The 24,604-nt window shown below is 50.9% G+C and carries 22 protein-coding genes; all 22 read left to right on the top strand.

Features of this window, described 5'->3' with window-relative positions; translation table 11 throughout:
• Positions 1 to 69: 69 nt before the first annotated feature.
• The 22 genes from ACFQ03_RS04275 to ACFQ03_RS04170 all read left to right on the top strand — a co-directional run bounded on the left by ACFQ03_RS04275 (position 70) and on the right by ACFQ03_RS04170 (position 24,599).
• The gene (locus tag ACFQ03_RS04275) at positions 70 to 906 is read left to right on the top strand and encodes an AraC family transcriptional regulator (protein ID WP_144933822.1); all 837 of its coding nucleotides are present in this window, start codon (positions 70 to 72) and stop codon (positions 904 to 906) included.
• Between the two features lie 249 nt (positions 907 to 1,155).
• Positions 1,156 to 2,484: an ABC transporter substrate-binding protein gene (locus ACFQ03_RS04270; RefSeq protein ID WP_144933821.1), complete on the top strand. Its 1,329-nt coding sequence runs from the start codon at positions 1,156 to 1,158 to the stop codon at positions 2,482 to 2,484.
• A gap of 137 nt (positions 2,485 to 2,621) precedes the next feature.
• Positions 2,622 to 3,521: a carbohydrate ABC transporter permease gene (locus ACFQ03_RS04265; protein ID WP_144933820.1), complete on the top strand. Its 900-nt coding sequence runs from the start codon at positions 2,622 to 2,624 to the stop codon at positions 3,519 to 3,521.
• Positions 3,521 to 4,357, top strand: coding sequence for a carbohydrate ABC transporter permease (locus tag ACFQ03_RS04260; RefSeq protein WP_222126605.1), 837 nt, complete (start codon positions 3,521 to 3,523; stop codon positions 4,355 to 4,357). Before ACFQ03_RS04265 ends, ACFQ03_RS04260 begins: the two co-directional genes overlap by 1 nt.
• A gap of 29 nt (positions 4,358 to 4,386) precedes the next feature.
• Positions 4,387 to 5,511 carry a Gfo/Idh/MocA family protein gene (locus tag ACFQ03_RS04255; protein WP_379286286.1) on the top strand — a complete coding sequence of 375 codons (1,125 nt, stop codon included), beginning with the start codon at positions 4,387 to 4,389 and terminating at the stop codon, positions 5,509 to 5,511.
• Positions 5,508 to 5,960 (top strand): YhcH/YjgK/YiaL family protein, encoded by a 453-nt coding sequence (locus ACFQ03_RS04250; protein WP_144933817.1) that lies wholly within the window; start codon positions 5,508 to 5,510, stop codon positions 5,958 to 5,960. Before ACFQ03_RS04255 ends, ACFQ03_RS04250 begins: the two co-directional genes overlap by 4 nt.
• A 95-nt stretch (positions 5,961 to 6,055) precedes the next feature.
• Positions 6,056 to 6,979 carry a dihydrodipicolinate synthase family protein gene (locus tag ACFQ03_RS04245; RefSeq protein ID WP_144933816.1) on the top strand — a complete coding sequence of 308 codons (924 nt, stop codon included), beginning with the start codon at positions 6,056 to 6,058 and terminating at the stop codon, positions 6,977 to 6,979.
• A gap of 189 nt (positions 6,980 to 7,168) precedes the next feature.
• Positions 7,169 to 7,939 (top strand): transporter substrate-binding domain-containing protein, encoded by a 771-nt coding sequence (locus ACFQ03_RS04240; RefSeq protein ID WP_379286283.1) that lies wholly within the window; start codon positions 7,169 to 7,171, stop codon positions 7,937 to 7,939.
• A gap of 341 nt (positions 7,940 to 8,280) precedes the next feature.
• Positions 8,281 to 8,826, top strand: a complete 546-nt coding sequence (locus tag ACFQ03_RS04235) for a GNAT family N-acetyltransferase (RefSeq protein WP_144933814.1) — start codon at positions 8,281 to 8,283, stop codon at positions 8,824 to 8,826.
• A 196-nt stretch (positions 8,827 to 9,022) separates the two neighbouring features.
• Positions 9,023 to 9,667, top strand: a complete 645-nt coding sequence (locus ACFQ03_RS04230; protein WP_379286280.1) for a hypothetical protein — start codon at positions 9,023 to 9,025, stop codon at positions 9,665 to 9,667.
• A 136-nt stretch (positions 9,668 to 9,803) separates the two neighbouring features.
• Complete coding sequence (locus ACFQ03_RS04225; protein WP_144933812.1) at positions 9,804 to 10,379, top strand: class I SAM-dependent methyltransferase; 576 nt, start codon at positions 9,804 to 9,806, stop codon at positions 10,377 to 10,379.
• A 149-nt stretch (positions 10,380 to 10,528) separates the two neighbouring features.
• Complete coding sequence (locus tag ACFQ03_RS04220; protein WP_144933811.1) at positions 10,529 to 10,978, top strand: VOC family protein; 450 nt, start codon at positions 10,529 to 10,531, stop codon at positions 10,976 to 10,978.
• Positions 10,978 to 11,763, top strand: coding sequence for a DNA alkylation repair protein (locus ACFQ03_RS04215; protein WP_379286453.1), 786 nt, complete (start codon positions 10,978 to 10,980; stop codon positions 11,761 to 11,763). Before ACFQ03_RS04220 ends, ACFQ03_RS04215 begins: the two co-directional genes overlap by 1 nt.
• Before the next feature lie 178 nt (positions 11,764 to 11,941).
• Positions 11,942 to 12,553, top strand: a complete 612-nt coding sequence (locus tag ACFQ03_RS04210) for a TetR/AcrR family transcriptional regulator (RefSeq protein ID WP_379286277.1) — start codon at positions 11,942 to 11,944, stop codon at positions 12,551 to 12,553.
• A gap of 275 nt (positions 12,554 to 12,828) precedes the next feature.
• Entirely contained in the window at positions 12,829 to 13,677 is an 849-nt protein-coding gene (locus tag ACFQ03_RS04205; protein ID WP_144933809.1) for an ABC transporter ATP-binding protein, read from the top strand.
• A 243-nt stretch (positions 13,678 to 13,920) separates the two neighbouring features.
• Complete coding sequence (locus ACFQ03_RS04200; RefSeq protein WP_144933808.1) at positions 13,921 to 14,973, top strand: NAD(P)/FAD-dependent oxidoreductase; 1,053 nt, start codon at positions 13,921 to 13,923, stop codon at positions 14,971 to 14,973.
• 88 nt (positions 14,974 to 15,061) lie between these two features.
• Positions 15,062 to 16,081, top strand: a complete 1,020-nt coding sequence (locus ACFQ03_RS04195; protein WP_379286274.1) for an ABC transporter substrate-binding protein — start codon at positions 15,062 to 15,064, stop codon at positions 16,079 to 16,081.
• Complete coding sequence (gene fhuB, locus ACFQ03_RS04190; RefSeq protein ID WP_379286451.1) at positions 16,081 to 18,180, top strand: Fe(3+)-hydroxamate ABC transporter permease FhuB; 2,100 nt, start codon at positions 16,081 to 16,083, stop codon at positions 18,178 to 18,180. The genes ACFQ03_RS04195 and fhuB overlap by 1 nt, the downstream gene beginning before the upstream one ends.
• 411 nt (positions 18,181 to 18,591) lie before the next feature.
• Positions 18,592 to 20,346 (top strand): sensor histidine kinase, encoded by a 1,755-nt coding sequence (locus ACFQ03_RS04185; RefSeq protein ID WP_379286272.1) that lies wholly within the window; start codon positions 18,592 to 18,594, stop codon positions 20,344 to 20,346.
• 3 nt (positions 20,347 to 20,349) lie between these two features.
• On the top strand, positions 20,350 to 21,732 hold the full coding sequence (locus ACFQ03_RS04180; RefSeq protein ID WP_379286270.1) for a response regulator transcription factor: 1,383 nt from the start codon (positions 20,350 to 20,352) through the stop codon (positions 21,730 to 21,732).
• Positions 21,733 to 22,006: 274 nt separating this feature from the next.
• A complete protein-coding gene (locus ACFQ03_RS04175; protein WP_379286268.1) occupies positions 22,007 to 23,626 on the top strand; it encodes an extracellular solute-binding protein in 1,620 nt (539 codons plus the stop codon).
• An 82-nt stretch (positions 23,627 to 23,708) separates the two neighbouring features.
• Entirely contained in the window at positions 23,709 to 24,599 is an 891-nt protein-coding gene (locus ACFQ03_RS04170; protein ID WP_225312817.1) for an ABC transporter permease, read from the top strand.
• Positions 24,600 to 24,604: the final 5 nt, after the last annotated feature.

Below are 24,604 nucleotides of genomic sequence, written 5' to 3'. Positions count from 1 at the left end.
AACCCTAATTATATCGCAATAATGAGTGGTTAGAAAAACCTGCAATCGCAAAAAACAGGGGTGGATTTCATGACGGATAACAGCTTGCTGATGGCGCTCAGATTAAATTACCTGTATGCCGAAAAGTACTCTTTTCCGAAAAAATGGACTTATTACGAAACAATGCTTCCTTATTCGATGATCCGGTTTATTCACAAAGGGAAGGCCAAATTCATTATTGATGAGATGACATATGAGGTGGAGCAGGATGAGCTGGTCTATATTCCGCAGGGAAGCACCTTGTTTTGCGAGGCGCTGTCGGATGAATTTACTTTTACGAGTGTCCGCTTTACGGCTGCTTTTCCGCTGCAGGACAGCACGATATGGTCGGAAATACTTGGCTTCGACACGAAAGTGAAGTGCGACGATCCCCAGATCGGCCGTTATTTTGAGTGGATGGTTAAGGAAAAGAATGCCCCCAGCCGGGGAAAAAACTTTCTTCTGAGAGGGTATCTGGAGCTTATTGTCGGTTATATGGTCAACCAATCGGAGGCGTCTCCGAATAGAACCCGCAAGCCTAAGAAATTAAAGACGGACAGCAAGAATGATAATCGGGTGGAAATCGTCCTCGATTATATGATCAACCATTACCATTCGAATATCAGTATTGAAGAGATGAGCAAGATGGTACACATCAGCTCCTCTTCGCTCCGCCGATTATTTAAACGGCATACCGGCAAATCACCGAGTGAATTTTTGATTGAGCTGAAGATGGTTGTAGCAGCCAAAAAAATACTGGAAACCGACGAGCGAATTTCGGATATTGCTTACATGGTCGGGATTGAGGACCCGAACTATTTCTCCAGATTATTCAAGAAGCATTTCGGCGTATCCCCTCATTCATACAGACAGCTTGCGAGAGATTAGTTGGGTAAAACAGGATCGTATGATCGATTAGTGCTAGGATTGATTGATTTGCTATATTCAAGCCCTCTCTGCAGTTTGATATTGTTAAAGACATGGAAGGTCAAGCAAGCACACTTCAATACCGTATATTGAATATGGTGTAAGCGGATACTGATTGAGGGAGGGACAGGCCGTTTGCACCGCATTCTTCAAGGGTAATCCGTGTGTGAAGCAGTAGCATTATTTGATTACAGAGAGGGGTCACTGCACATGAAAAGAAAACTGCCGCTTATATTGACAGCCGCCATGGTTCTCTTGACGACGGCCTGCGGCAAAAATGCGGAGCAGCCGGCAGCCGGTGACGATGGAGCTTTAAAAGGCGAAATCGTGCTATGGCATTCTTTTACCCAGGGGGCAAGAAACGATTTCATGCGGGAAGCCGCGCAATCGTTTATGGATGAGCATCCGGGGGTTAAAATTACGATCGAAACCTTCGCATGGCCTGAGTTTTACACGAAGTGGACGACAGGCCTGCTGTCGGGACAAGTTCCGGATGTCAGCACGGCATTGCCGAATCATGTCGTAGAGATGATGGATGCCGACGCTATCCTTCCGCTTAATGACGTGATCGATCATATCGGTCGGGACCGCTTCTATGAAGCTCCTCTGAAAGAAGGGGATCTGGATGGGCAGAATTATTCCATCCCGCTATACTCGCATGCCCAGGTGATGTGGTACCGCAAGGATTTATTGGAGCAGGCGAATTTGCAGGTTCCGCAAACATGGGACGAGCTGTATGAAGCTGCAACCAAAATTAACAATCCGCCGGACGTTTACGGGTTATCCGTTCCGATGGGGCTGGGAGATATGATGGCGACACGCTTCCTGAACCTGTATGTCCGCTCGGCCGGAGATACTCTGATTACGGAGGACGGCAAGGCGAATCTGACGAGCAAGGCGGCGATCGACGGTATTAATTACTGGGTCAAAATGTATAAAGCAGCTTCTCCGAACGGCTCCGTCAATTTCAAGGTGCTGGATCAGGCCACTCTGTACTACCAGGGTAAAACAGCCTTCGACTTTAACAGCGGTTTCCAGATCGGCGGCGTAGAAACGAACTCTCCGCAACTGTTGGACAAAATCGATGCGGCTCCGATACCGAAAGTAAATGCGGAAGACCCGGCCCAAGGCATAGAAACATCCAACATTCCGATGGTTGTATGGAAAAACAGCAAGCATCCCGAAATTGCCAAGGCGTTCGTGGAAAGCTTGTACGAGAAGGAAAGGTATATCAAGTTTCTGCATTCGGTTCCTGCAGGAATGCTGCCGGCCATGAAGGATATTGCGGAAGCTCCCGAATTCCTGAATGAACCGACGATCCAGAAATTCAGCCACGCGGTGAAAGTAATCAGCGATGCTGTCGATCAGGGGACAGCGATTGGCATGGAGTACAAACCGACGCTGCAATCTGGAATTATTACCAGCCAAGGTATTATCGAGAAGATGTTCCAGGACGTTGTGCTGAAGAACGTGCCAGTGGAAGAAGCGGCACAGAAAGCGGAAAAAGAGCTTAATGACTTATTTCAATTAGCCAACTGAAAATAGGGGGAAGTCCCCCCTATTTTTTGAGGAGATCCAGAAGTCTATCGAGCAGACAGACTTGTTCAACGGTTAACTAAGCTTTGCTTAGGAAGGAGAGATTGTTTGAAATAGCCTTCAAAGAAGGAGTGACATCGATGATTTCCAGTGGTGGAAAAGCGAAAAGATGGAACGTGACAGGGCTGCTTTTTGTCCTCCCTGCCATATTAATCGTCATTCTATTGTTAATTTATCCTATATTTTCAAGTATTTATTTCAGCTTCACGTCTAAAAACTTGATCAAACTGAATTATTCCTGGGTATGGCTCGACAATTTTAAATTTGTTCTTACCAATGCGGACTTCTATAGAGCCTTTCTTAATTCAATCAAATGGACGGTCCTGTCCATAGCGGGTCAATTATTAGTAGGCTTTGCCGCGGCATTGGCGCTTAACAAGATCCCCAAATTTCCGGGGTTTTTCCGCACGCTGCTTATTATTCCATGGGCTTTCCCGGCGATCGTCATCGCTTTTTCATGGAAGTGGATTTTTAACGATGTGTATGGATTTGTTCCGAATTTATTGACGTTAGTCGGGATAACGGACCAGAATATGAATTTGTTGGCTGATCCGGCGTTCGTATTCGGCGCCGTCGTCTTCATAAATATATGGTTCGGAGCACCGCTGTTCATGGTGAACATTCTGTCAGCGCTCAAGACGATTCCGATGGAGCAGTATGAAGCGGCTCTGATGGACGGAGCGACCGCCTGGCAGTCGTTCTGGGCGATTACGATCCGCCACATCCGGGGAGTGATCGGATTGCTTCTGGTGCTAAGGACGATCTGGGTATTCAACAACTTTGATCTCCTGTACCTGCTGACCGGCGGAGGCCCCTCCGACTTGACGACTACGCTGCCTATCTTCGCTTACAAGGCGGGGTGGGGGCTGAAACAGCTTGGAGTGGCGTCGGCGATAACCGTTATCCTGCTGCTGTTCTTGTTGGCTGTCTGCTTGCTGTACTTCAGACTGCTCAATAAATGGGAAAGGGAGGATCGATGATGGCCGGTGTAAATAAAAATAAATTTACTCTAGTGTTGCTGTATCTTTTTCTTTCAATTTTGGCTGTCGCAGCCGTCTTTCCCCTGATCTGGATCATTCTGTCCTCGTTCAAATCGTCCGGGGAAATGGCCAGCCACCCTCTGTCGTTCTTCCCGCAAGAACTGACGTTTGAGTACTACAGCAGAGTGCTGAACAATTTGAATTTCACAACGAATATCAAAAACAGTCTAATAGTTTCATTATGTGCGACGTTAATTACGATTGTCGTTTCCTCCTTGGGGGCTTACGGAATCGTACGGTTCTTTCCAAGGACTGGCAAGAAAATGACCAAGCTGTTAATTACGACGTACATGTTTCCGCCGATTCTGCTTGCTGTTCCCTATTCCATTATCATCATCAAGATAGGATTGGTGAACACATGGACCGGTCTGGTTATTACGTATCTTTCCTTTTCGATTCCGTACGCTATATGGATGCTTATCGGATTTTTCCAAACGGTTCCGCTCGAGATCGAGGAAGCGGCGAGGGTTGATGGAGCAGGGAAGCTGCGGGTTTTTCTCCAGGTGGTCCTGCCGGTTGTCGCACCGGGCGTAGTTGCCACTGCCATTTATACTTTTATAAACACCTGGAACGAATTTTTGTTTGCTCTATTGCTTATTAACAGCTCGGAAAAAATGCCGATTTCCGTAGCTTTATATTCCTTGACAGGTTCGGAAATTCTCGATTGGGGAGAAATGATGGCGGCATCCGTCATTGTCATCCTGCCTTCGGTTGTGTTCTTCATGCTGATACAGAAGAAGATCGCCGGCGGTTTGGCGGAAGGATCTGTAAAGTAAATTTGTCATTCTGGAAGGAGTCATTATAAATGAATACAGTTAATTATGCTGTCGTAGGTACAGGTTATTTCGGTGCGGGTCTGGCAAGAATCCTTCATCAATTGGAAAGCGCAAGGGTCGTAGCGGTTTATGATCCCGCTAATGCCGAACCGTTAGCCGAGGAATTGAATTGCGATATTGAGCCCAGCATAGAATCTCTGTGCAGCAGGCCGGATGTGCATGCGGTCATCGTCGCATCGCCAAACGGTTACCATAAGGAGCCCGTTTTGTGTGCAGCCGATCATGGCAAGCATGTGTTCTGTGAGAAGCCCATTGCTCTGTCCTATCAAGATTGCAGCGAAATGATCCGCAGAACAAAGGAGAAGGGGCTTATCTTCATGGCCGGTCATGTCATGAACTTTATGAATGGGGTACGGACTGCCAAAAGATTGATTAACGAAGGCAAAATCGGAGAAATTCTGTTCTGCCACGCCGAACGGAATGGTTGGGAGGAGGCGCAGCCGGAGATTAGCTGGAAGAAAATCCGGAAAATCTCGGGGGGCCATCTGTACCACCATATCCATGAGCTGGATTTTATTCAGTTTCTGATGGGACCTGCGGAGAGAGTTTGCATGACAGGCGGAAATGTTGCTCATCAGGGAGAGCAGTTTGGCGATGAGGAGGATATGCTGTTCATTTCGCTGGAGTTCCCTAACAAGCGCTTTGCGACGCTGCAATACGGCTCCGCCTTCAGATGGAGCGATCATTATGTCAAAATCCAGGGTAACTTGGGAGCTATCTTGATCGATTTGCAGGATGTCAAGGTTGTTCTGAAGACACCGGAGGGAGAAGAGAGGTTCCTGTTACATGAATCGAAGGAGGAGGACGAAGACCGCACCCGGATTTATATAGGGCTGGAAACGGACGGGGCGATCGCCTATGGCAAACCTAGTCTAACGCCTCCGATGTGGCTTAACAGCATAATGAAGAAGGAAATGGCCTATTTCCACAGCATTATGCAAGGTGCGGAAGTCGAGGAAGAATTCAAGCCGCTGCTGGACGGAACCGCCGCCAGAGCTTCCATTGCGACGGCAGATGCCCTGACTCTGTCGCTTGCCGAAGACAGGAAGGTAAGCGTCATAGAAATTACCGGACGAGAGGCTGCCGCTCAATGATTTATGACAAAATCGCGAATGCCGGATTATATCGATTCGATCATCCGGGTTTAATGGGAGCCATCCGGGACATGCTGTGCAACCTGCACGGGGAATTCGCAGAAGGGGCAGGCTTCCGGAAAAATACGATCGTTTTTACCACGGTTCCCAAGGAAGAAAAAAGATACGAGGCCCATAAACGGTTTATCGATATACACGTTGTTCTGGAAGGTAAAGAATATGTGGAGATCGCCCCTGTTGACTGCTTGAGCAATTCAACGGCTTATGACACCGAAGCGGATATCTATTTCGGCGAAGTGACGGCGACCTGTAAATTCAGCGGTTATTTAGAGAAGGGGCACTTTCTCTTGTGCTTTCCCGAGGATGCTCATTTGGTCGGAGCCCATGAATCAGATAAGGAAGCAAGCGGGCAGCCGGTGAGTAAGATTGTTTACAAAATTGCCGTGTAGCTGTAAAAGAGCCCGGTTTGGTTAACAGCGGACGCGGTCGAAGACGGCACGGCGTGCCTATTCTGTCCAAGAAAAGGAATGAGAGGATGATGGAGATGGATTGGGCATCGAAGTTTGCAGGCATCTACGTGGCCATGTATTCCGCGTATGACGAAGCCGGAAATGTTGATTTGGCCAGAGTGAAGAAGCTTGCGCGGTATTATGTAACGACCGGCATCCGGGGCTTGTACGTTGGAGGCAGCTCCGGGGAAGGAATTTTGCAAAGCGTAGCCGAAAGAAGGCAGGTGGTGGAGGCGGTCATGGAAGAGGTTAAAGGAGAATTAACCGTAATCGTCCATGTCGGTGCCAATTCCACGCGGGACAGTGTCGAGCTGTGCAAGCATGCCGAGCAATGCGGTGCGGATGCCGTGTCCGCCATCCCCGCAATTTACTACCGGCTATCGGAGAAGGCCGTGGAAGCACATTGGCAGCAGATGATCGACAGCACCTCCCTGCCGTTCATTATTTACAATATTCCCCAAACGACAGGGTTCAAACTGACGATGAATTTGCTTAGAAGGATGGCTGAACAGGATAAGGTCATCGGCGTGAAAATGTCCGGAGAAAGCACGTTCGAGTTACAGCAATTCAAAGCGGCCGGTGGAGAACACTTCCTTGTATTTAACGGGCCGGATGAGCAGTTTCTGGCCGGGAGGATTATGGGAGCGGATGGAGGGATCGGGGGCACTTACGGCGTCATGCCGGAGCTCTTCTGCACGCTTAACCGTTACTATGAGGCAAATCAAATTGAAGCGGCCCGGGTGCTTCAGAATCAAATCAACGAGATCATCAAGAAGTTGCTGAGCTACCCGTCCTTATATGGAGCTTGTAAGTATATTTTGAGCCTGCGGGGCATCGAGACCGGTCAACCCCGGCTGCCGCTGCTGCCGGTTACATCGGAACATCACGCTTCTCTGGCAGAGCTGAATGAAAAAATTGAACAATTAACGGCCAGATATACGGGGACAACGACAGGCTAATTCCAACTTTGCTGAGAGAATGAATAAAACATATGCTTACCGCCCGATGCTGTTTCTACAGTATCCGGGCTGTTTTTTTTGCTCAAGTCATATTCCCCCGAAATGGAGTTTGGTCAGAGGAATAGTGCATAACCTTCCAGCGATTAACAAATAATACCTATGTTTACTAAGCAAGGAGGGTAAAAGGCGATGAGTGTTGGAATGCTTGGCAAGCGGGGGCTTTACGGCTTTTTTCTACTGCTGATGATCCTGTCGGCAGGATGTACGACCAACAATTCGGTCAAAGTCGGGATAGAGAGCAACTTCCGTCCGTTCACTTATACGGAAGCAGGGGAAGGCAAAGGGTTCGAGGTAGAGCTATGGCAAGCTATCGCCGAGAAAGCGAACCTGAAGTACGAGCTGATTCCGATGGAATACCGGGAATTAAATGAAGCGGTTAAATCCGGCAAAGTCGATCTTGCTATCGCCGGGATGACGATCAACAACGCACGTAAGGAGAAATTTGCCTTTTCCGACCCTTATTTTCAGACCGGGCTGGTCATTCTCACTGCTTCGGACAACGAAATGATCAAAACCGAGGATGATCTGGCAGGAAAGGTGGTAGCGACCAGGCTCGGTTCGACGGCGTATACCTATACCGGCGATATTAAGGGAATCAAGGAAATCAGAGGCTTCCCTTCTATAACTGAAGCCTACGATCAATTGAAGGATAAAAAGGTAGACGCTGTAGTTTTCGACGAGCGCAATGCCCATGATTTTATACAAAAATCCGGGGACGGAAAAGTGAAAATAGTAGGGGAAATGCTGAACAAAGAAAGCTATGGCGTCGTATCCAAGAAGCGAAACCAATACATCGGGAGGGTTAATCTCGGGATTGAAGCCGTCGTCAAAGACGGAACTTACGCAGCCTTGTATAAGAAATGGTTCGGCAGCGAGCCTTCCAAATTGCCGGGGGAATAGAAGATAAGGGCATACAGCAAGAGTTAAACCCGCATGATTTGCGGGTTTTTTTGTACTTCCAACATTTGCGGAAGGAATTTCATTTAGCTTCAGTAAGATCGTCGCTCTAGTCCTTCTAACCGGTATCCCCTTAAATCAGGAGGCAGCGAGAAACCATAATAAGCCCGATTGGGCTAGGGAAAGAATTTCGTGCGGAAGCCGGAATATGATCATTTTTGGACTACTAATGAAAGATAGAATAGTTTAATATACTTGCATAGGACTTGGCCCACCTATATGGAATAAATTCGGATATGATCATTTATCGGCAGGGGGCCTATAGTAAAAAGGAGATATGTTTCATGGAGATCATCGGAAAGCAAGTGGTCCTTGATAAAGTGACCGTTCATGATTTGAATTTTATATGCAGGATAGAATGCGATGAAGAGTTATGGCATTATGAAGAAGAAGTAGAGTCGGATGAAGAGGCGGTTAAGGAACAATATTTGCAAAAAATCAATGATGCCGATGAAGCGACAAGCTACGATTTTATTATAAGGCTAGTCAAGGATACGGGGAATACGCCTATCGGATTGGCACAAATTTGGAGCTACAGCGAATATAGAAAGAGCTGGGAAATAGGGTTTGCCCTGCTTCCCGAATATTGGGGGCATGGTTATGGAAGGGAAGCGGCCGGGCTTTTACTGACCTTTGCCTTCGAACAGTTGCAAGCCCATAAAGTCGTTGGTATGTGCAATTCCAACAATACTCGTTCAGCGGCACTTATGGAACATGTCGGCATGACTAAAGAAGCCGTTTTTAAGGAAGAGCTTTTTTGGAATAACCGTTGGACGGATCAATTTTATTTCTCTATTCTGGAAAAAGAGTATTTCTCGGCAAAACAATAGAGGCAAAGGTATACTCTTATGGAAAACTCCCCCGCTGTCGCAAAGGCGGGGCTGCATGAAGGAGGCTGAAGGTCCCTTGCTGGAACTTAGGAGCTTCGTGGGTGCGCATGATAAAGATTGGGAAGATCAGCGCCTCTGGAGCCATCGGGAGATGGACCATCCGGTCAGCTGAAGAAGAAGGAGGATAATCAATCATATGATAGATTTGAAATCGCTCGCTACACCCGAAGTACTGAGGAAACGGCTGCTTGTTGCGGCGGCTCTGGACTTGATCCTGTGTCCGGAGGAATGGCTTCGATACCACCACTATATCCCGCAATGGGCACCGGGCGTTACGCTTGCGAAAATCGATAACGGTGCAGGTGATCATTTGTTTGCGTTATTTACGGAGGATGGCACGATTATCAAAGGATTCGATCACGAATCTGCATTAAGTCCGCATGCCGGCGATGAATATGAGGTTTGGCCGGGAATTTACGAAGAGGTCCCCGCTTCACTGCTGTCCTTATTGGAAGCGGAAGAACTGGAGAAAGAAGAAGTCACCTTCTGCATATGGCGTGAGAACCAAGACACTGTCTGGAGGACCGGAGAGGTGGATATTCCTCCTGGGGAAGACGATGGCTCCGGATTTTTGCTGGGGACGATTTTTGAAACAGCGGAGGATTACGCAGATTGGGCAGAAGCTTACTTCGATATGCCGATTCCGATTGATATCGTTACAAGATTTTATGAGGATTCACCCATTACGGAAGAGATGGTCCACTTGTTGAATCCCGAAAGGGATACGGAGGAAGCGCTGAGTGAATTGAAGGAATTGGGAATGCGGATTGAAACCAATTGAATCCATGGCTTCACGCCTTTGTAAAATCGGCAGGACTTCTCCGGCTGATTTGAATAAAGTTCTAAAGCCGGCAAGAGTGCAGACTGGCAACAACGATGATATCCAACATTTTCTGAGGAAGGAAGGAGGATTGCCTATGATCGATCTCACTCATGTAGCCCCAACGGAAGCCATAAAGATCATTATCGGGGCTTCGTCGCAAAATTACCCGGGATGGATTCAAACCCAGGAGGACGAATTAAATTTACTTCAACGGCGCGATTGGGAGCAGAGCTTCGGGGATGCGAGAAAAGCGGATGTGATTCTGGCCGAGCATGTGTGGGAGCATCTTACGTATGAAGAGGGAGTAGAGGCTGCGAGGATTTGTTATGACTTCCTGAACGATGGAGGATACATTCGATGCGCCGTTCCGGACGGCTTTTTCCAAAATGAATGGTACCAAAATATGGTTCAGATTGGAGGGCCGGGCCCCAAGGATCATCCCGCAGCCAGCCACAAGATTGTGCATACCTATATAAGCTTGACCCGAATGTTCGAGGAAGCCGGGTTTAAAGTACGGCTGCTGGAATACTGCGATGAAGGGGGCCGGTTTCACTACCGTGAGTGGGATCCGCAGGGAGGCTTTATTTATAGGTCTTACAGGTATGATCATCGGAACAAGGAAGGAAATCTGGGTTTCGTATCCCTGATAGCAGACGCTGTGAAGGAATGAATGGAGAGAAGCGATTCTCTCCATTTTTGCTGGCCATTTAATGAGGAGGGAGAACAATTTTTTGATAACAATTAAAAATAATTATTTACATACATACTGTATGTATGTTAAGGTGAATTCGTTAATTCCAATACGAGGAGGACGTTATTATGAAAATTAACAGCTTCTATCCGGTCGTTCTAACGGAGAAGGTAGCACCAAGTGCGATGTTTTATACCCGTTACTTTGGATTTGAAAAGGTCTATGAGGCCGAATGGTATGTTAGTCTAAGAATGACTCGGGGCAGCGTTCCTTTCGAGCTGGCTCTGTTGGATGCTTATCACCCAACCATACCGGCAGCATACCGCAAGGTTTCGCAGGGGTTAATCCTTAATTTCGAGGTGGATGATGTGGACGCGGAATATCAGAGGCTGATTTTGGATGAGAAGCTGCCACTGGAGCTGGATATTCGGGACGAAGAATTTGGTCAGAGGCATTTTATAACATGTGATCCTAATGGCGTTCTAATCGATGTGATCAAGATCATTCCGCCGTCGGAGCAAGAAAGTGTCCAATATGTGGAGAAGATATGGTCATCTGCTGAAGAGGGCGTCAAGTGATGGGCGATACGGTGGCATTGAAGTATTATTTTGGCGAGGAACTGGCTTATCATCTTGCCAGCCTAATCCGGCCGCACTATCCGGATTTTCCAACAGAAACCTTCGTTCAATCCGTGGCCCGTCAGGTCGGACCGCTCGAGCTTAAGGGAAGGGTGGCTCTCATCACCGATGAATTACATAAGGCTTTGCCCCGGGAATACCCGGAGTCATTACGCATCCTCTTAAGTATCCTGGGACCGGAGAATGAAACGGAGGAGGGGATGTTTAAGAATGGCTACTTTCTGATGCCGGTCGCTTTTTTTGTGGAAAAGTACGGGCTTGGACATTATAAACTTTCCATGAATGCCCTGTACGAAATTACCAAGCGGCATACGTCCGAATATGCCATACGCCCATTTCTGGCCGCTTATCCGGATGAATGCTTCCGGACTTTGGGCCGGTGGACGAAGGATGTCAACCTCCATGTCCGCCGACTGGTCAGTGAAGGAACGCGACCGCGGCTCCCCTGGGCAAGAAGAATTGGCGTCATTCATGGCGACCCCGCCCATAATCTGGCTTTGCTGAAGCCGTTGCTCCATGATCCATCCTTCTATGTCCGAAAATCGGTAGCCAACCATCTGAATGATTTGACGAAGGACTATAAGGAGGTTACCTTGGAATGGGTGCGTGAGAATGGGAAAGACGGCGGTGAGCACTACGTCTGGATAGTTCGTCACGGGTTGAGGTCATTGGTGAAATCCGGAGATCGGGATGCCTTGACACTGATGGACAGGCTTAAGCGGTAGCCGGCAAGGTATCGACCCATGAAGATGACAGGCTAATGTAGGGAGGATGAGGGGGAACATTCGGCTGCAAGCTGTGGTCGCAAGCTTTAACGAAGAAATGCATAAAGCTGAAATCTATATCCCAAGGACGAAGAGATGGTGGAAGAAATAAACAAATAAACAGGAGAAAGATGGAACAGTGAGAAGAAACAAGGAAGAAACCAATGCAACGATTCACAAGCTGATTGAAACGGCCAGGAAGCACTTTACAATATATGGATATACGGATTCGGCTCTGGAGGACATTGTCCGGGAAGCGAAGCTGACACGCGGGGCGCTTTATCATCATTTCGGCAATAAGAAAGGATTATTTCTGGCAGTGCTGGAAGCGGTGCAAAGCGAAGTCGCGGAGCGCGTGGAATCAGAGGCAGCCAGGAGCGAGGATGTGTGGGAGCAGTTGATTTTTGGCTGCCGCGCTTTTGTTGCGGCTGCTGTCGAACCCCATAACAAACGAATAATGCTTATAGACGGGCCCGCTGTCCTTGGCTGGGATGCTTGGCGCAGGATGGATGAGCAGAACTCTATGCGGCTGCTCCGCGACCAGCTTCAATGGATGCAGCAGCTGGGCTACCTGAAGCCTGTATCTATCGAGGCTTTAACCCATGCGCTCTCGGGGGCCATGAACGAAGCCGCCCTCTGGATGGCGCAAATGCCGGAAGAAGGGCAGCCGTTGGAAGAGACGATGACGGTTATTTCTCTCCTGCTGGAAGGCTTTAAACAGCCTGGGCCAGGAAACGGTGACCGAACATGAAGACGGATTTCGTCAATCAACGGAATAAGAAACCTGTAATCTCCACAGAATCGGAGAAAATTGTTTAGTGAACAAACGATTTAAGACAAACCTGACGACAAGGTCAGGTTTTTTTGTTTGCTTGCGGCTTATATTCTGTAAAAAATTTATGCTAATTATTGTCTGGATCTGTTGACAAGGATAGCAGCATATGGTAATAATCAATAATGATAATCATTATCAATTAGATAAGCTGGTCCGCCTGTATTGCGAAGCTTGACAAGGAGAGTGTGGCCATGAAACGTTTATACACCGAACAGCTGACGATCGGTTATTCCGACCGGGTGATTGTGGAGAACTTGAACCTGTCCATTCCCGAGGGGAAAATAACCGCGCTGGTCGGAGCGAATGGATCGGGAAAATCGACGATTCTGAAAACAATGGTGCGAATCATGAAGCCAAATGGGGGAACTGTATATCTGGATGGCAAGTCGATTCACAGCCAGCCTACCAAAGACGTCGCCAAACAGCTTGCGATTCTGCCCCAAAATCCGGTGGCACCGGATGGCTTAACGGTATCCGAGTTGATATCCTACGGCCGGTTTCCACACCAAAAGGGATTCGGCTCGCTTACGAAAGAAGATAAGGAAATCATTCGCTGGGCGGTTCAAGTGACCGGAATGAACGCCTTCAGTGATCGGCCTGTGGATCAGTTGTCCGGGGGCCAGCGACAGCGGGCCTGGATAGCCATGGCGCTTGCGCAGGGAACGGATATGCTGTTCCTGGACGAACCGACGACGTTCCTCGATATGGCACATCAATTGGAAGTGCTTAAACTCCTGCAGCGTCTCAATGAAGAGCAGGACCGAACGATCGTCATGGTGGTTCACGATCTCAATCATGCCACCCGATTCGCCCACCATATGGTTGCCATCAAGCAGGGAAGCATTGTGAGCGAAGGAGCTCCGGAAGAAGTGATGACGCAGGAAGTGCTAAGGGAAGTGTTCGGCATCGAAGCGGACATCATTCCGGATCCGAGGACGGGAGTACCGCTTTGCCTGCCTTTTGAGCTGGCATCGATAGAGGGCGGCGGCCATCATGAGCAGCCGTATGTGCAGGCGGAACGCAAAGAAGCGTCCGCTTAAGGAGCGGCTCGGGCCAACCCGGACCATAATTTGCATAAAAATCCTTAATCGCGAGAAGAAGCTAATCCAGCCTACATATTTGATTCCAACAAGACGCTAAATACGCTGTCCGTATTATGAGGACGGCGATAATTCCGAAATCTATTGAGAATGAGTATCATTTGCAAAAAAAATAAGGCGGGCAGCTTTGCATCACTTGGCAGCATTGAAGGCTAACAAATTGGAACAAGAGGAGACGGAAAGATGGAGACATACCCTGTGTTTGACGTAACGATTATCGGGGGCGGGCCTGCGGGGCTGTTCTCGGCTTTTTACAGCGGATTGCGGGAGATGAGCACGAAAATCATTGAATTTCAGCCTTTTCTTGGTGGGAAGGTGCATGTTTATCCGGAGAAAATGATCTGGGATGTCGGCGGTCTGACCCCGGTGACCGGCGCGCAGCTCATCGAGCAGATGGTGGCGCAAGGTCTGACCTTCGGCCCGGAGGTGGTGCTTGGCGAGAAAGTCATATCCATCTCCAAAGACGAAAGCGGGCACTTCATCCTGCACACGGCATCCGGGGGAAAGCATGCTTCGCGCACGGTTATTCTCGCCATTGGGGGAGGCATTTTACAACCGACAAAGTTAAATATTGAAGGGGCGGAACGATTCGAGGTCACGAATTTGCATTATACGGTGAAATCTCTGGCCCGTTTTCGGGGGAAGACCGTTCTAATTTCGGGCGGGGGCAATGCGGCTGTGGATTGGGCCAACGAATTGGAGCCCATCGCTAAGAAAGTCTATTTAACCTATCGGCAAGATATGCTGAAAGGCCATGAAGCCGAAGTATCCCGGCTCCTGAACAGCTCCGTCCATTGTCTGCTGAATACGACGATTGACAGGCTGGTGGCCGCACCGGATCACGAAACGATCGGTACCGTTGTGCTGAACCACGTTGAAGATGGGACGAAGCTCGAGCTGGCGGTAGATGAAGTCATTATTAATCACGGATATGAACGCGACAACGGGTTGCTTAAGAACAGCGAAGTGAAGCTGGCGATGGAAAATGAATACTACATAGCCGGGAGCCCGATGAGCGAAACTTCGGTGGAAGGCATCTATGCCGCCGGCGATATTCTGCATCATGCAGGGAAGCTGCATTTGATAGCAGGTGCCTTCCAGGATGCCGCGAACGCGGTTAACAAAGCGAAGCAGTATATCTCCCCGGAGGCGAAGGCGTACGGGATGGTTTCTTCGCATAACGAGCTGTTCAAACAGCGAAACCGAGAGCTGATCAAGCACTTGTTTACCAACTAGCAAAAAACTTTATCCGGACTGCGGTGGCCAGCCATGCTCTCAGCCGGACCGCAGCGATATCACAACACTTATACTGGGGGATAAAATTATGCGTTTTCTTAAATGGCCAAAAACCGTCATTATTCTCAGCCTGCTGCTGTTAGCGGCCGCCTGCAGCCAGCCGTCGGGACAGGCACCGGCAACTTCTCCGAATCAGAGTCCGGCAGCCTCTCCGGAAGCCGGTTCAGCCGATGGCGGGGTCCGAATCATTAAACATGCATTGGGTGAAACACCCGTCACAGGTACACCCAAGCGAGTGGTTGCGCTGGAGTGGAGCGTCGCGGAAGATGTGCTGGCGCTGGGCATCCAGCCGGCCGGTATTGCGGATATTCAGAATATGAAGAAATGGGTACGTCTTCCAGTAGAGATTGCTCCGGAAGTTGTGGATGTAGGAGATCGTCTGGCTCCCAATCTGGAAGCGATTATGGCATTAAAGCCGGATCTTATTCTCGGATTGAAGAGAAATGTGGAAACAAACTATGCGGAATTAAGCAGCATTGCTCCCACTCTTGTCTATGAGCCGTATCCGGCGGAAGGCCAGGGGGATCAGTATTCGGTGATGATCGATACATTCAAGGAAATTGCGGATGTGCTGGGGAAAAAGGAGGAGGCGGACAAGGTTCTGAATGATCTGAACCGGACCTATGAAGAGGCCAAATCCAAAATCGTGGCAAGAGGAATGGATCAGCGGCCTTTTGTGCTCGCCATGGCATACAGCAACCAGAACTCGGTCGATTTTCGTTTATCTACGGATAACTCCACCGCTGTAAAAATATTGGAGCATATCGGGTTGACCAATGCGTATAAGCCCGCGAAATTCGAGGCGTACGGGTTTACGCTCACGGATGTCGAGGCGCTGCCGGCTCTGCAGGAAGCCAACTTCCTGCATATCATCCAAGAAACCGACAATGTCATTGACAATCAGTTGAAGAATAATCCGGTATGGAATGGCCTTGACTTCGTCAAGGAAAACCGAATCTACGCTCTCGGCGGCGACATGTGGCCGTATGGCGGACCGTTGTCCGCACAAATTATGGCTGAAAAAACCGCCGAATTGTTAACGAAATGATGTCGGCCGGAAGAGATATGGCCCGGGACGCCGGCCCGAAGCCCGCTTTCGCACTAAGAGAGGGGAAGGCCGGGGCATGGAAAGGGCTCTGGATGCTGGCCGGAGGCTTGGTGGTTCTAGGGTTGATCGCGTTCGTCAGTCTGACGCAAGGGCTTGCCGAGATCTCGCTGAGTTCCGTTATCCAAGCGCTGTTGTTCCCGCAGGATATATCGGATCACCACCTGATTCGCGGGGTCAGGCTTCCGCGAACGGTGATGGGAATATTGGCGGGGGCGGCGCTTGCCGTCTCCGGCGCACTCATGCAGACGGTAACGCGGAATCCGCTCGCCTCCGAAACGACGCTGGGGGTCAACGCGGGGGCTTACTTCGTTGTAGTGCTTGGCACGATATTCTGGCCGGCACTGCTGCATACGTACCCGCTTCCCTTCGCTGTATTGGGAGGTGCTTGCGCGGCGCTGGTCGTTTATATAATGGCCGGTGGGCGTCAGGGAACTCCAATCCGCATTGCGTTGTCCGGAATGATCGTCACCCTGGTGTTCTCTTCGCTCACCAGCGCCCTTCTCCTGTTTAATCAAGAAACGGCGCAGGGCCTGTTTCTATGGGGTTCAGGCTCGTTGAAGCAGAACGACTGGAGCGGGGTTCTCTTCAGCTGGCCCTGGATCATCGGGGGAATCGTTGCCGTCAGTTTGGCGGCGCGGCAGTTGGATTTGCTGTCCTTCCATGAAGAAACGGCAAAATCATTGGGGCAGAAGGTTGGAAAGACGAGGCTTCTGGCCATGGCCATGGCGATATTGGCGGCCTGCGTCAGCGTCAGCGTCGTGGGCCCCATCGGCTTCGTCGGATTGCTGGCCCCGCATTTGGTCCGCCTCTCCGGTATGGTGCGGCATGCCTGGCTGATCCCGGTCAGCGCCGTCTGGGGCGCGGCCATTCTGGTCGGCTCGGATACGATAGCCCGCACCTTCGTGAACGCCTACGGAGAGCTGCCCGCAGGGGCGGTCACCGCCGCGGTTGGCGCCCCGTGGCTCATCTGGCTGGCGCTGCGGGTATCGCGGGGAGCCGGGGGAGGCTCCGGCTCCGGTGCCGGCCAATCCATCCGGATGGGCGCATGGCAGCCGGGGATATATTATCCCGTGTGGATTGTGCTGCTCAGCGGGCTGCTGGCCGTTGTCTGGATCGGCAGCTTGACGAGCGGGACGCTGCATATTCCCGTATCCGATGTGTTCGCAGTGCTGACGGGGCGCGGAGAAGACTTCACCCGGCAAATTCTGTTGGAGCTGCGCCTGCCCCGATTGCTGACCGCCGGTCTGGCCGGAGTCGCCCTGGCGGTTAGCGGCAGCCTGATGCAGAGCGCGGTCCGCAATCCGCTTGCCGACCCGCAAATCGTCGGCGTCACGAGCGGCGCCGGGGTCGGGGCGATCCTGGTGCTGATCGCCGCGCCGCAGCTCCACGGCTGGATGCCGGTCGGAGCCGTGGTTGGCGGCATCGCCGCCTCGGCCATCGTCTATGCGGTCTCCTGGAGGCGGGGGCTTAACCCGGTGATCCTGACGCTTGTCGGCATAGCGGTAGCCGCGGCGGGCTCGTCCATGATCCAGATTCTGATCATTCAGGCCAAGATGACCGCCGCACCGGCGCTCGCCTGGATGGCCGGCAGCACCTATGGCCGGGGCTGGGCCGAGATCGGCCGCCTGGCTCCGACGCTCGCCGTTCTGCTGCCGCTCGGCTGGTGGCTCGGCCGCAAAGTGGATCTGCTCGCCTTCCGCGACGAGAGCTCGATCGGGCTCGGCCTGAAGGTTCGCCATACCCGGCTGCTCGCTTCCGTGATCGCCGTTCTGCTCGCGTCCATTGCCGCCTCGGCTGTCGGCACGGTCAGCTTTATCGGCCTGCTCGCTCCTCATGCGGCCCGCATGCTGGCCGGCTCCAACCACCGCCGCTCGATGGTCCTCTCGGCGCTGCTGGGTGCCGTCCTGCTGGCCGCTGCGGATTGGATCGGCCGGGTCATTCTCATTCCGAGGGACATTCCGTCCGGAATTGTCACCGCATTGCTTGGGGCGCCGTATCTGTTCTTCCTCATGTTCAGATCGGGGCGCAAGCAAGGGTAAGGGTTAGGCTAACGGTTCACTTCTTAGGTGAGGTTATAATGTAATATACGCTCAGTACCAACATCGGACTGCCTCAGGCAGCAGCCGTTTTCGGCTTCCAGATCGCTTATTTTTCGTTCCGTATAATCGATCAGGCGAACATCATTCAGGCGAACATCATTCGGTGGCAAACAGCACCTTCTTGGCGGGGAAAGATATCCCGCTGAAGGTGCTGTTTAGCATGCTTCAGCGCTTCGTAACATTCCTCGGAACGAATTCGGGGGATTGCTTTTATCCAGATAAGGTTATGCCGGTTTCAAAATTTGTGTGACATCAAGGCTAGGCTGAGGCAGGAAATAACTTTATAATTTAGGAAATCAGTTTGGCTGTTTTTGAAAACCTTTACAAACCTATTGGAAGGGCTGTTGCGAGATGGACAGGCTGTCTTCACTCCAGCGGCGCTTGCGCCGGATGATTATCCCTACTTCCCTGAAACGGAAGCTTGTTAACGTACTTCTGCTCAGCACGTTTATTCCTTTGCTTTTAATCGGTATCATTTCTTATACGTCCATGCACACCATTTTGGAGAATAAAATTACGAACGGAATCCACAGCAATTTGCAGCAGGTCCGGGTGTCTCTGGAAAATGTACTCGGCAATCTCAACTACGCTTCCCAGAATCTTGCTTTTGATGGGCGCGTGGGAAAGGACATTTACGCCTATATGTCTAATGATCATCCGTATGACCGCAAGAGTCTGGCAGGAAAAATCGAAACCGAAATGAATCTGCTGACATCGACCAACCCCAATATAGGGCTGATGTTCTATTACGTGCAGGGGACAAACCGGATTTTATTTCCCAATTTGCAGGTGAGAGAAGGAATCGACCCCGACGCGCTGCCGGTATTTACGAAGCTGCAGGACATGACTTATTACGGGCCGCACCAGACGCTGAATGCGCAATTTGACCGGAAGGTCATGTCCATCACGCGTAAAATCGATTATCCGGATCTTGAGGAATTGTACATCTATATGGAGACCGATAACCGCCTGGTCGACACCGTGTTTAATAAAATGCAGTACGGCATGGAGGTATACCACCTCATTGTGGATACGGACAACCGGATTGCGTACAGCGAGAAACCGTCGGCTTTTCCGGTGGGAATGAAGCTGGATCCGAAAGAGGAAGGAAGCGGCCGTTCCGTTTATGGAAACCAATATGTGTTTGAAGAAGCAAGCAATCAGGGCTGGCGGGTTGTAGCCGTCATCCCGATGAAATCTTATAAGCATGAAATTTTGAATTGGTTTATGCAGTTTGGACTGGTAGCTGTAGTATCTTTATTCGTCAGTTTAGGCTTCGCCTGGTTGATTTGGAGAATCGTCATGCGGCCGCTTACCCGGCTTAACCGTGAAATCCGCTTGATGATGCAGAACCAGTCGCAAGGGAAACTCCAATTAACGGGAACGGATGAGTTTGACTATTCGCTCCGGTGTTTTCATGAAATGAAGGGGACCGTCATTCAATTGATCGAGGATATCAAGGAAAATGAAAGGAATGAATCGCGGCTTGAAGTGGAAAAGATGATTTCCCAGATCAACCCGCATTTCGTCCACAATACGCTTGACACGATCCGTTGGCAGGCAAGGTTAAACGGGCAGGAGGACATCGACCACTTGATATCCACCCTGAACCGCGTGCTCCATTACAACCTGGGCAAAGGCGAGACGGCCACGATCCGCGAGGAATTGGAGGCGCTGAAGGATTATATCGCGCTTCAGGAGATCCGATATCAGTTCCATTTTGATATTCGCATTTCGGTTCCGGAAGAACAGCTTGAGATTCGCATTCCGCGGTTTATGCTGCAGCCGCTGGTGGAAAATGCCTTGTATCACGGTATCGCCGATGACGGCTTGATTCGGGTCGATATTAGCCGGGAGGGGCGGCATATCCGGATTGAAGTGAGCGATAACGGGGCGGGCATGTCTCCGGAAGAGGCAGAGCGGCTTTTGCAGGGGGACGATTCGGCCCATAAACGGCGCGGGATGGGAATCGGTATGCCCTACGTCATCCGGACGCTGAAATACCAATACGGCAAATCCGCCGGAATTGATATTCAAAGCCGCAGCGGGGAAGGGACAAGCATTATCATTACGATTCCGTCGTCAACAACCGGGAAAGGGGAGTAGCTTATGCGCGTATTGATTGTTGAGGATGACAGGCTTGTGCGGAAAGGTTTTATATCATTGATGCCTTGGGAGCAGTTCGGAATGCAGGTGATCGGGGAAGCGGGAAATGGGGAGGATGCCCTTGCGTTTTTAAGCAACCGGGAAGTGGATCTCTTGATTACCGATCTTTCCATGCCAAGGATGAGCGGGATCGAGTTGATCCGAACGGTAAGGCAGCTTTATCCGCGCGTTTGGACGGTTATTTTGACGTTTCATCAGGATTTTGAATATATACAGGAAGCGCTTCGGCTTGGGGCCATCGATTATATTGCCAAAACGGAGCTGCAGCAGGACAAAATGGAAGAGGTGCTGAGCAGAATCGAGCAGCGCATCAAATATGAAATGAAGCAGCAGGCGCGGGCCTGGGCGGAAAATGAAAAAGCGGCCCCGGATCGGGCGATCGTATGGCTGGCGGCTTGTATCGATGGGGACAGACAGATGTGCAGTCCGGTTTACCGCGGCAAGCCTGTGGAGGAAAGCGCTCCGGGGATTTGGTTTCTGCCCTGTGAGGAAGGAGAATGGACGGAGGAATGTAAGGCTCTCTTGCTCAAAGATCCTTTTCTTTGCGGCGGGGTCGCCATGCTTCTTGACGGCATCGGCTCCGGGGGCGGCAGCCAGGTGATCCGTACGCTTCAGGAGTACAGGGAGCGCTTTATGTTTTATGAATGGGACCCTGATGCTCCGCAGGTATGGAGAAGGAGCTTTCAGCAGCTGCAGGAGACGACGGGCCGAAGGCCGGTCTCCCTCGAAGAAGAACAGGCGCTTCAGGAAGTCTGGTCCAGCTTGCAGTGGGTGATTCATGATCGGCAGTATGAAGAAAACTTGGCTACGCTCGAAGCGATGAAGCTGCCCCCGCGGCAGTTGGGGATTTTATTTATAATGGCCTCTACCCGCTGGGAACGTGTCGTTCCGGCAGAAACCTGGACGGCCCCGCGCCAAGAACTGTCCTGGCAGACCTGGAAGAGGTGGCTGGAAGGCTTGCGGCAGGAGCTTGCATCCTATTTATTTAAACTCTCCTACTCCCAGGAAGTCATCTCTTGTGTCTGGAAAGCGGCCCAGATCATCCATCAGGACTTGAGCAGGGAGATCACGCTGCGGGAGGTGGCCGGGGAAGTCAATTTGAGCCAAAGCTATTTGAGCCAGTGCTTCCGGGATATTGTTGGCGTATCCTTCAATGAATATGTCCGCCGGGCCCGGATCGATTGGGCCAAGAAGCTGCTGCGAGACACCGACAAGCCGATTTATTGGATCGCGACACAGACCGGATATCCGAATGAAAAATATTTCAGCCGAGTCTTCAAGGACAAAACCGGGATGCTTCCCAGCGCCTATCGGTCAAGCAAGTAGGGCGGCCTGATGGCAGCCGGCGGCTCCCCATAACCGATGATTTGCCGATTGGGGTCTGCAAATGATCCGCAAGCAGGTGCACAAATGATTTGAAAAATTCAGGGGAAAGCCAGAATTAAAGATTTTAGCATAAGAAATGAGGACTGATCTGACGACGAAATGAAACTCCCGCAACTCCGGCGGAAGCTACAATAATGGTAAGGCTTACGACTTCCGCCGGCTTTGCGCCAAGGGAGTTGTAAGCGCAAACAATTATGAGACAGGGGGAGTTTTCGTGAAAAAATGGATGACTGTAATTCTGGCAAGTACCGTGCTGCTCGCAAGCGGATGCGGGGCAAAAGATCAGGGGGCTTCCACAACAGAAGAAGCAAAGACGCCGGCGGACCCATTCTATAAATTCCCCGAGCCTGTAACGCTCACGATTGCCAAGCCGCTGAATCCGGAGGACAAGACCCTTCCGGCAGAGGACACCGTAGATAACAACCAGTTCACCCGCTATATTTTCGACAAGACCAACATTAAATTTGATTACACGCTCACCGCCAAAAGCGGCGACCCGTTCACCCAGAAGGTTCAAGTGGCCATTGCCAGCAACGATATTCCGGATGTAATGGTCGTCGGCGAGAAAGAGCTGCGGCAAATGGTGGAAGCGGATCAATTGGAGGATATGACCGCAGTCTATGACAAATATGCATCGCCTCAGGTTAAGGACTTTTATGCTACAACGGAAGGCAAGGCTCTGGAGAAAGCAACGTTCGACGGCAAGCTGATGGCGATTCCGAATATCGTGCCGCAGGGCGACGCTCCGTATTTCCTGTGGGTGCGCAAAGACTGGCTGGATAAGCTGGGGCTGCAGGAGCCGAAAACGATGGAGGACATTGAGGCTGTTGCCAACGCCTTTATCGAAAAGGACCCTGACGGCAACGGCAAGGCCGATACGGTCGGACTGCCAGGTTCGCCTACGGATCTTATTTTCGGGAATAACGGGTTTGCTTCGATCTTCAGCTATTTCGGGGCTTATCCGACCTACTGGATAAAAGATAAAGAAGGTCAGATCACCTACGGCTCGATCCAACCCGAGGTGAAAGATGCCCTGGCCAAGCTGAGAGATTGGTATGCCGCAGGGCTGATCGACCAGGAATTTGCGCTTCGGAAGGAAGCTTTCGAGCTGACTGCAGGCGGCAAGGCCGGCATGTTTTTTGGCCTGTGGTGGATGCCTTGGGGGCCGCTTGGCGACGCAGTGAAAAACGATCCGAATTCCAATTGGATCGCGCTGGCCGCACCGCTGGATGCCGAGGGAAATTTCAGAACGCATACCGTTCCGGTCAGCAATTCCTTCGTGGTGGTCAAAAAAGGGATCAAGCATCCGGAAGCGGTGATGATCGCCGTGAATACGACGGTGGCCGCCGAGAGGGGAATGGATCCGGATGCGAAAAAACTGGATAACCGGGTGAATCCGGGATATTGGCCAATGCGGCTTGTTATTGAAAATGCAGACACGGTTACGCGTAAGCACGATATGCTCAGAGATGTGCTGGAAGGCAAAGCCAAGCCGGAGGATATGATTCCTGAAATGCAGGAAATCTATGCGAAAGCCAAGGCCGCGGATTTTGATCCGGCCAAGGATTTGGGGGCATGGCAGCCGTTTTACGCCTACACGGTTGGAAGCGACCCTTTGCATGGTCCGCTCAAGCCCGAGGAGAATCTGTTTACTTCCATAACCAAAACGATGGAGCTGAAGAACGCCACCCTCAACAAGATGGAGAAAGAAACATTCCTGAAGATCATTATGGGCAAAGAGCCGCTGGATGCGTTTGACAACTTCGTTGAACAGTGGAAGAAGCTGGGCGGCGAACAAATTACAAAAGAAGTCCGGGATGCGCTTGGGGAGTAGTTCAATACGGGCGCGGGAAAGCAAAAGGACCGCCTGCCTTTCCCCGCCCTTTCCGATCATCGATGAGAGGTGAGAGAGACCAGTGAAAAAACAGCCGTTTGCGCTTCATTATCACCTGATGCTGCTGCCGGGGATCGTGCTGCTGATCTTGTTCAGCGTCGTACCGATGTTCGGTGTTACGATCGCGTTTCAGAACTTCAAGCCGAATTTGGGCTTCTGGCGTTCGGAATGGGTCGGGCTGGACAACTTCCGTTATTTGTTCGAGCTGCCTGACAGCCGCAAAATCTTTTTTAACACGATCTATATCGCCGTGCTCAAAATTGTGGCCAATTTGGCGGTGCCTGTCTTATTTGCGCTGTTGCTGAATGAAGTCAGAACGGTTCTGTTTAAGCGCAGCGTCCAGACGATCGTGTACCTGCCCCATTTTCTGTCATGGGTTATCTTGGCGGGCATTATTACCGACCTTCTGTCCATGGACGGATTGATCAACCAGCTTTTGGCCGTTTTCGGCATGGAACCGATCATGTTTATGGCCAGCAATAACTGGTTCCCGGGGATTGTCGTGGCCAGTGATGTATGGAAGGAGTTCGGGTTCGGGACGATCGTTTATTTGGCCGCGCTCACAGGGATCAGTCCGGCGCTTTACGAAGCGGCCGCAATCGACGGCGCCAGCCGGCTTCAACAACTGCGATATATTACGCTGCCAAGCCTGAAGCCGACGATCATCCTGCTGGCTACGCTGAGCCTGGGCAATGTGCTGAATGCCGGTTTTGACCAGATTTTCAACTTGTACAATCCTCTCGTATACGATTCCGGCGACATTATCGACACCTACGTTTACCGCGCCGGTCTGCTGCAGGTTCAATACGGTCTGGCAACGGCTGTCGGCCTGCTGAAATCGGTCATCAGCTTTGTGCTTATCATCCTTTCCTACGTGCTGGCGTCGAAATTCGCCAACTACCGCATTTTCTAAGGGGG

The organism is Paenibacillus residui, assembly GCF_042677205.1.
In the GTDB taxonomy this organism is placed as follows: domain Bacteria; phylum Bacillota; class Bacilli; order Paenibacillales; family NBRC-103111; genus Paenibacillus_L; species Paenibacillus_L residui.
This window is presented reverse-complemented; position numbering and strand designations above follow the sequence as displayed.

What these genes read in the sequence shown, in the direction of transcription:
- ACFQ03_RS04275 (WP_144933822.1), top strand. Translation starts at nt 70, where the DNA reads ATGACGGATAACAGCTTGCTGATGGCGCTCAGATTAAATTACCTGTAT.
- ACFQ03_RS04270 (WP_144933821.1), top strand. Translation starts at nt 1,156, where the DNA reads ATGAAAAGAAAACTGCCGCTTATATTGACAGCCGCCATGGTTCTCTTG.
- ACFQ03_RS04265 (WP_144933820.1), top strand. Translation starts at nt 2,622, where the DNA reads ATGATTTCCAGTGGTGGAAAAGCGAAAAGATGGAACGTGACAGGGCTG.
- ACFQ03_RS04260 (WP_222126605.1), top strand. Translation starts at nt 3,521, where the DNA reads ATGGCCGGTGTAAATAAAAATAAATTTACTCTAGTGTTGCTGTATCTT.
- ACFQ03_RS04255 (WP_379286286.1), top strand. Translation starts at nt 4,387, where the DNA reads ATGAATACAGTTAATTATGCTGTCGTAGGTACAGGTTATTTCGGTGCG.
- ACFQ03_RS04250 (WP_144933817.1), top strand. Translation starts at nt 5,508, where the DNA reads ATGATTTATGACAAAATCGCGAATGCCGGATTATATCGATTCGATCAT.
- ACFQ03_RS04245 (WP_144933816.1), top strand. Translation starts at nt 6,056, where the DNA reads ATGGATTGGGCATCGAAGTTTGCAGGCATCTACGTGGCCATGTATTCC.
- ACFQ03_RS04240 (WP_379286283.1), top strand. Translation starts at nt 7,169, where the DNA reads ATGAGTGTTGGAATGCTTGGCAAGCGGGGGCTTTACGGCTTTTTTCTA.
- ACFQ03_RS04235 (WP_144933814.1), top strand. Translation starts at nt 8,281, where the DNA reads ATGGAGATCATCGGAAAGCAAGTGGTCCTTGATAAAGTGACCGTTCAT.
- ACFQ03_RS04230 (WP_379286280.1), top strand. Translation starts at nt 9,023, where the DNA reads ATGATAGATTTGAAATCGCTCGCTACACCCGAAGTACTGAGGAAACGG.
- ACFQ03_RS04225 (WP_144933812.1), top strand. Translation starts at nt 9,804, where the DNA reads ATGATCGATCTCACTCATGTAGCCCCAACGGAAGCCATAAAGATCATT.
- ACFQ03_RS04220 (WP_144933811.1), top strand. Translation starts at nt 10,529, where the DNA reads ATGAAAATTAACAGCTTCTATCCGGTCGTTCTAACGGAGAAGGTAGCA.
- ACFQ03_RS04215 (WP_379286453.1), top strand. Translation starts at nt 10,978, where the DNA reads ATGGGCGATACGGTGGCATTGAAGTATTATTTTGGCGAGGAACTGGCT.
- ACFQ03_RS04205 (WP_144933809.1), top strand. Translation starts at nt 12,829, where the DNA reads ATGAAACGTTTATACACCGAACAGCTGACGATCGGTTATTCCGACCGG.
- ACFQ03_RS04200 (WP_144933808.1), top strand. Translation starts at nt 13,921, where the DNA reads ATGGAGACATACCCTGTGTTTGACGTAACGATTATCGGGGGCGGGCCT.
- ACFQ03_RS04195 (WP_379286274.1), top strand. Translation starts at nt 15,062, where the DNA reads ATGCGTTTTCTTAAATGGCCAAAAACCGTCATTATTCTCAGCCTGCTG.
- fhuB (WP_379286451.1), top strand. Translation starts at nt 16,081, where the DNA reads ATGTCGGCCGGAAGAGATATGGCCCGGGACGCCGGCCCGAAGCCCGCT.
- ACFQ03_RS04185 (WP_379286272.1), top strand. Translation starts at nt 18,592, where the DNA reads ATGGACAGGCTGTCTTCACTCCAGCGGCGCTTGCGCCGGATGATTATC.
- ACFQ03_RS04180 (WP_379286270.1), top strand. Translation starts at nt 20,350, where the DNA reads ATGCGCGTATTGATTGTTGAGGATGACAGGCTTGTGCGGAAAGGTTTT.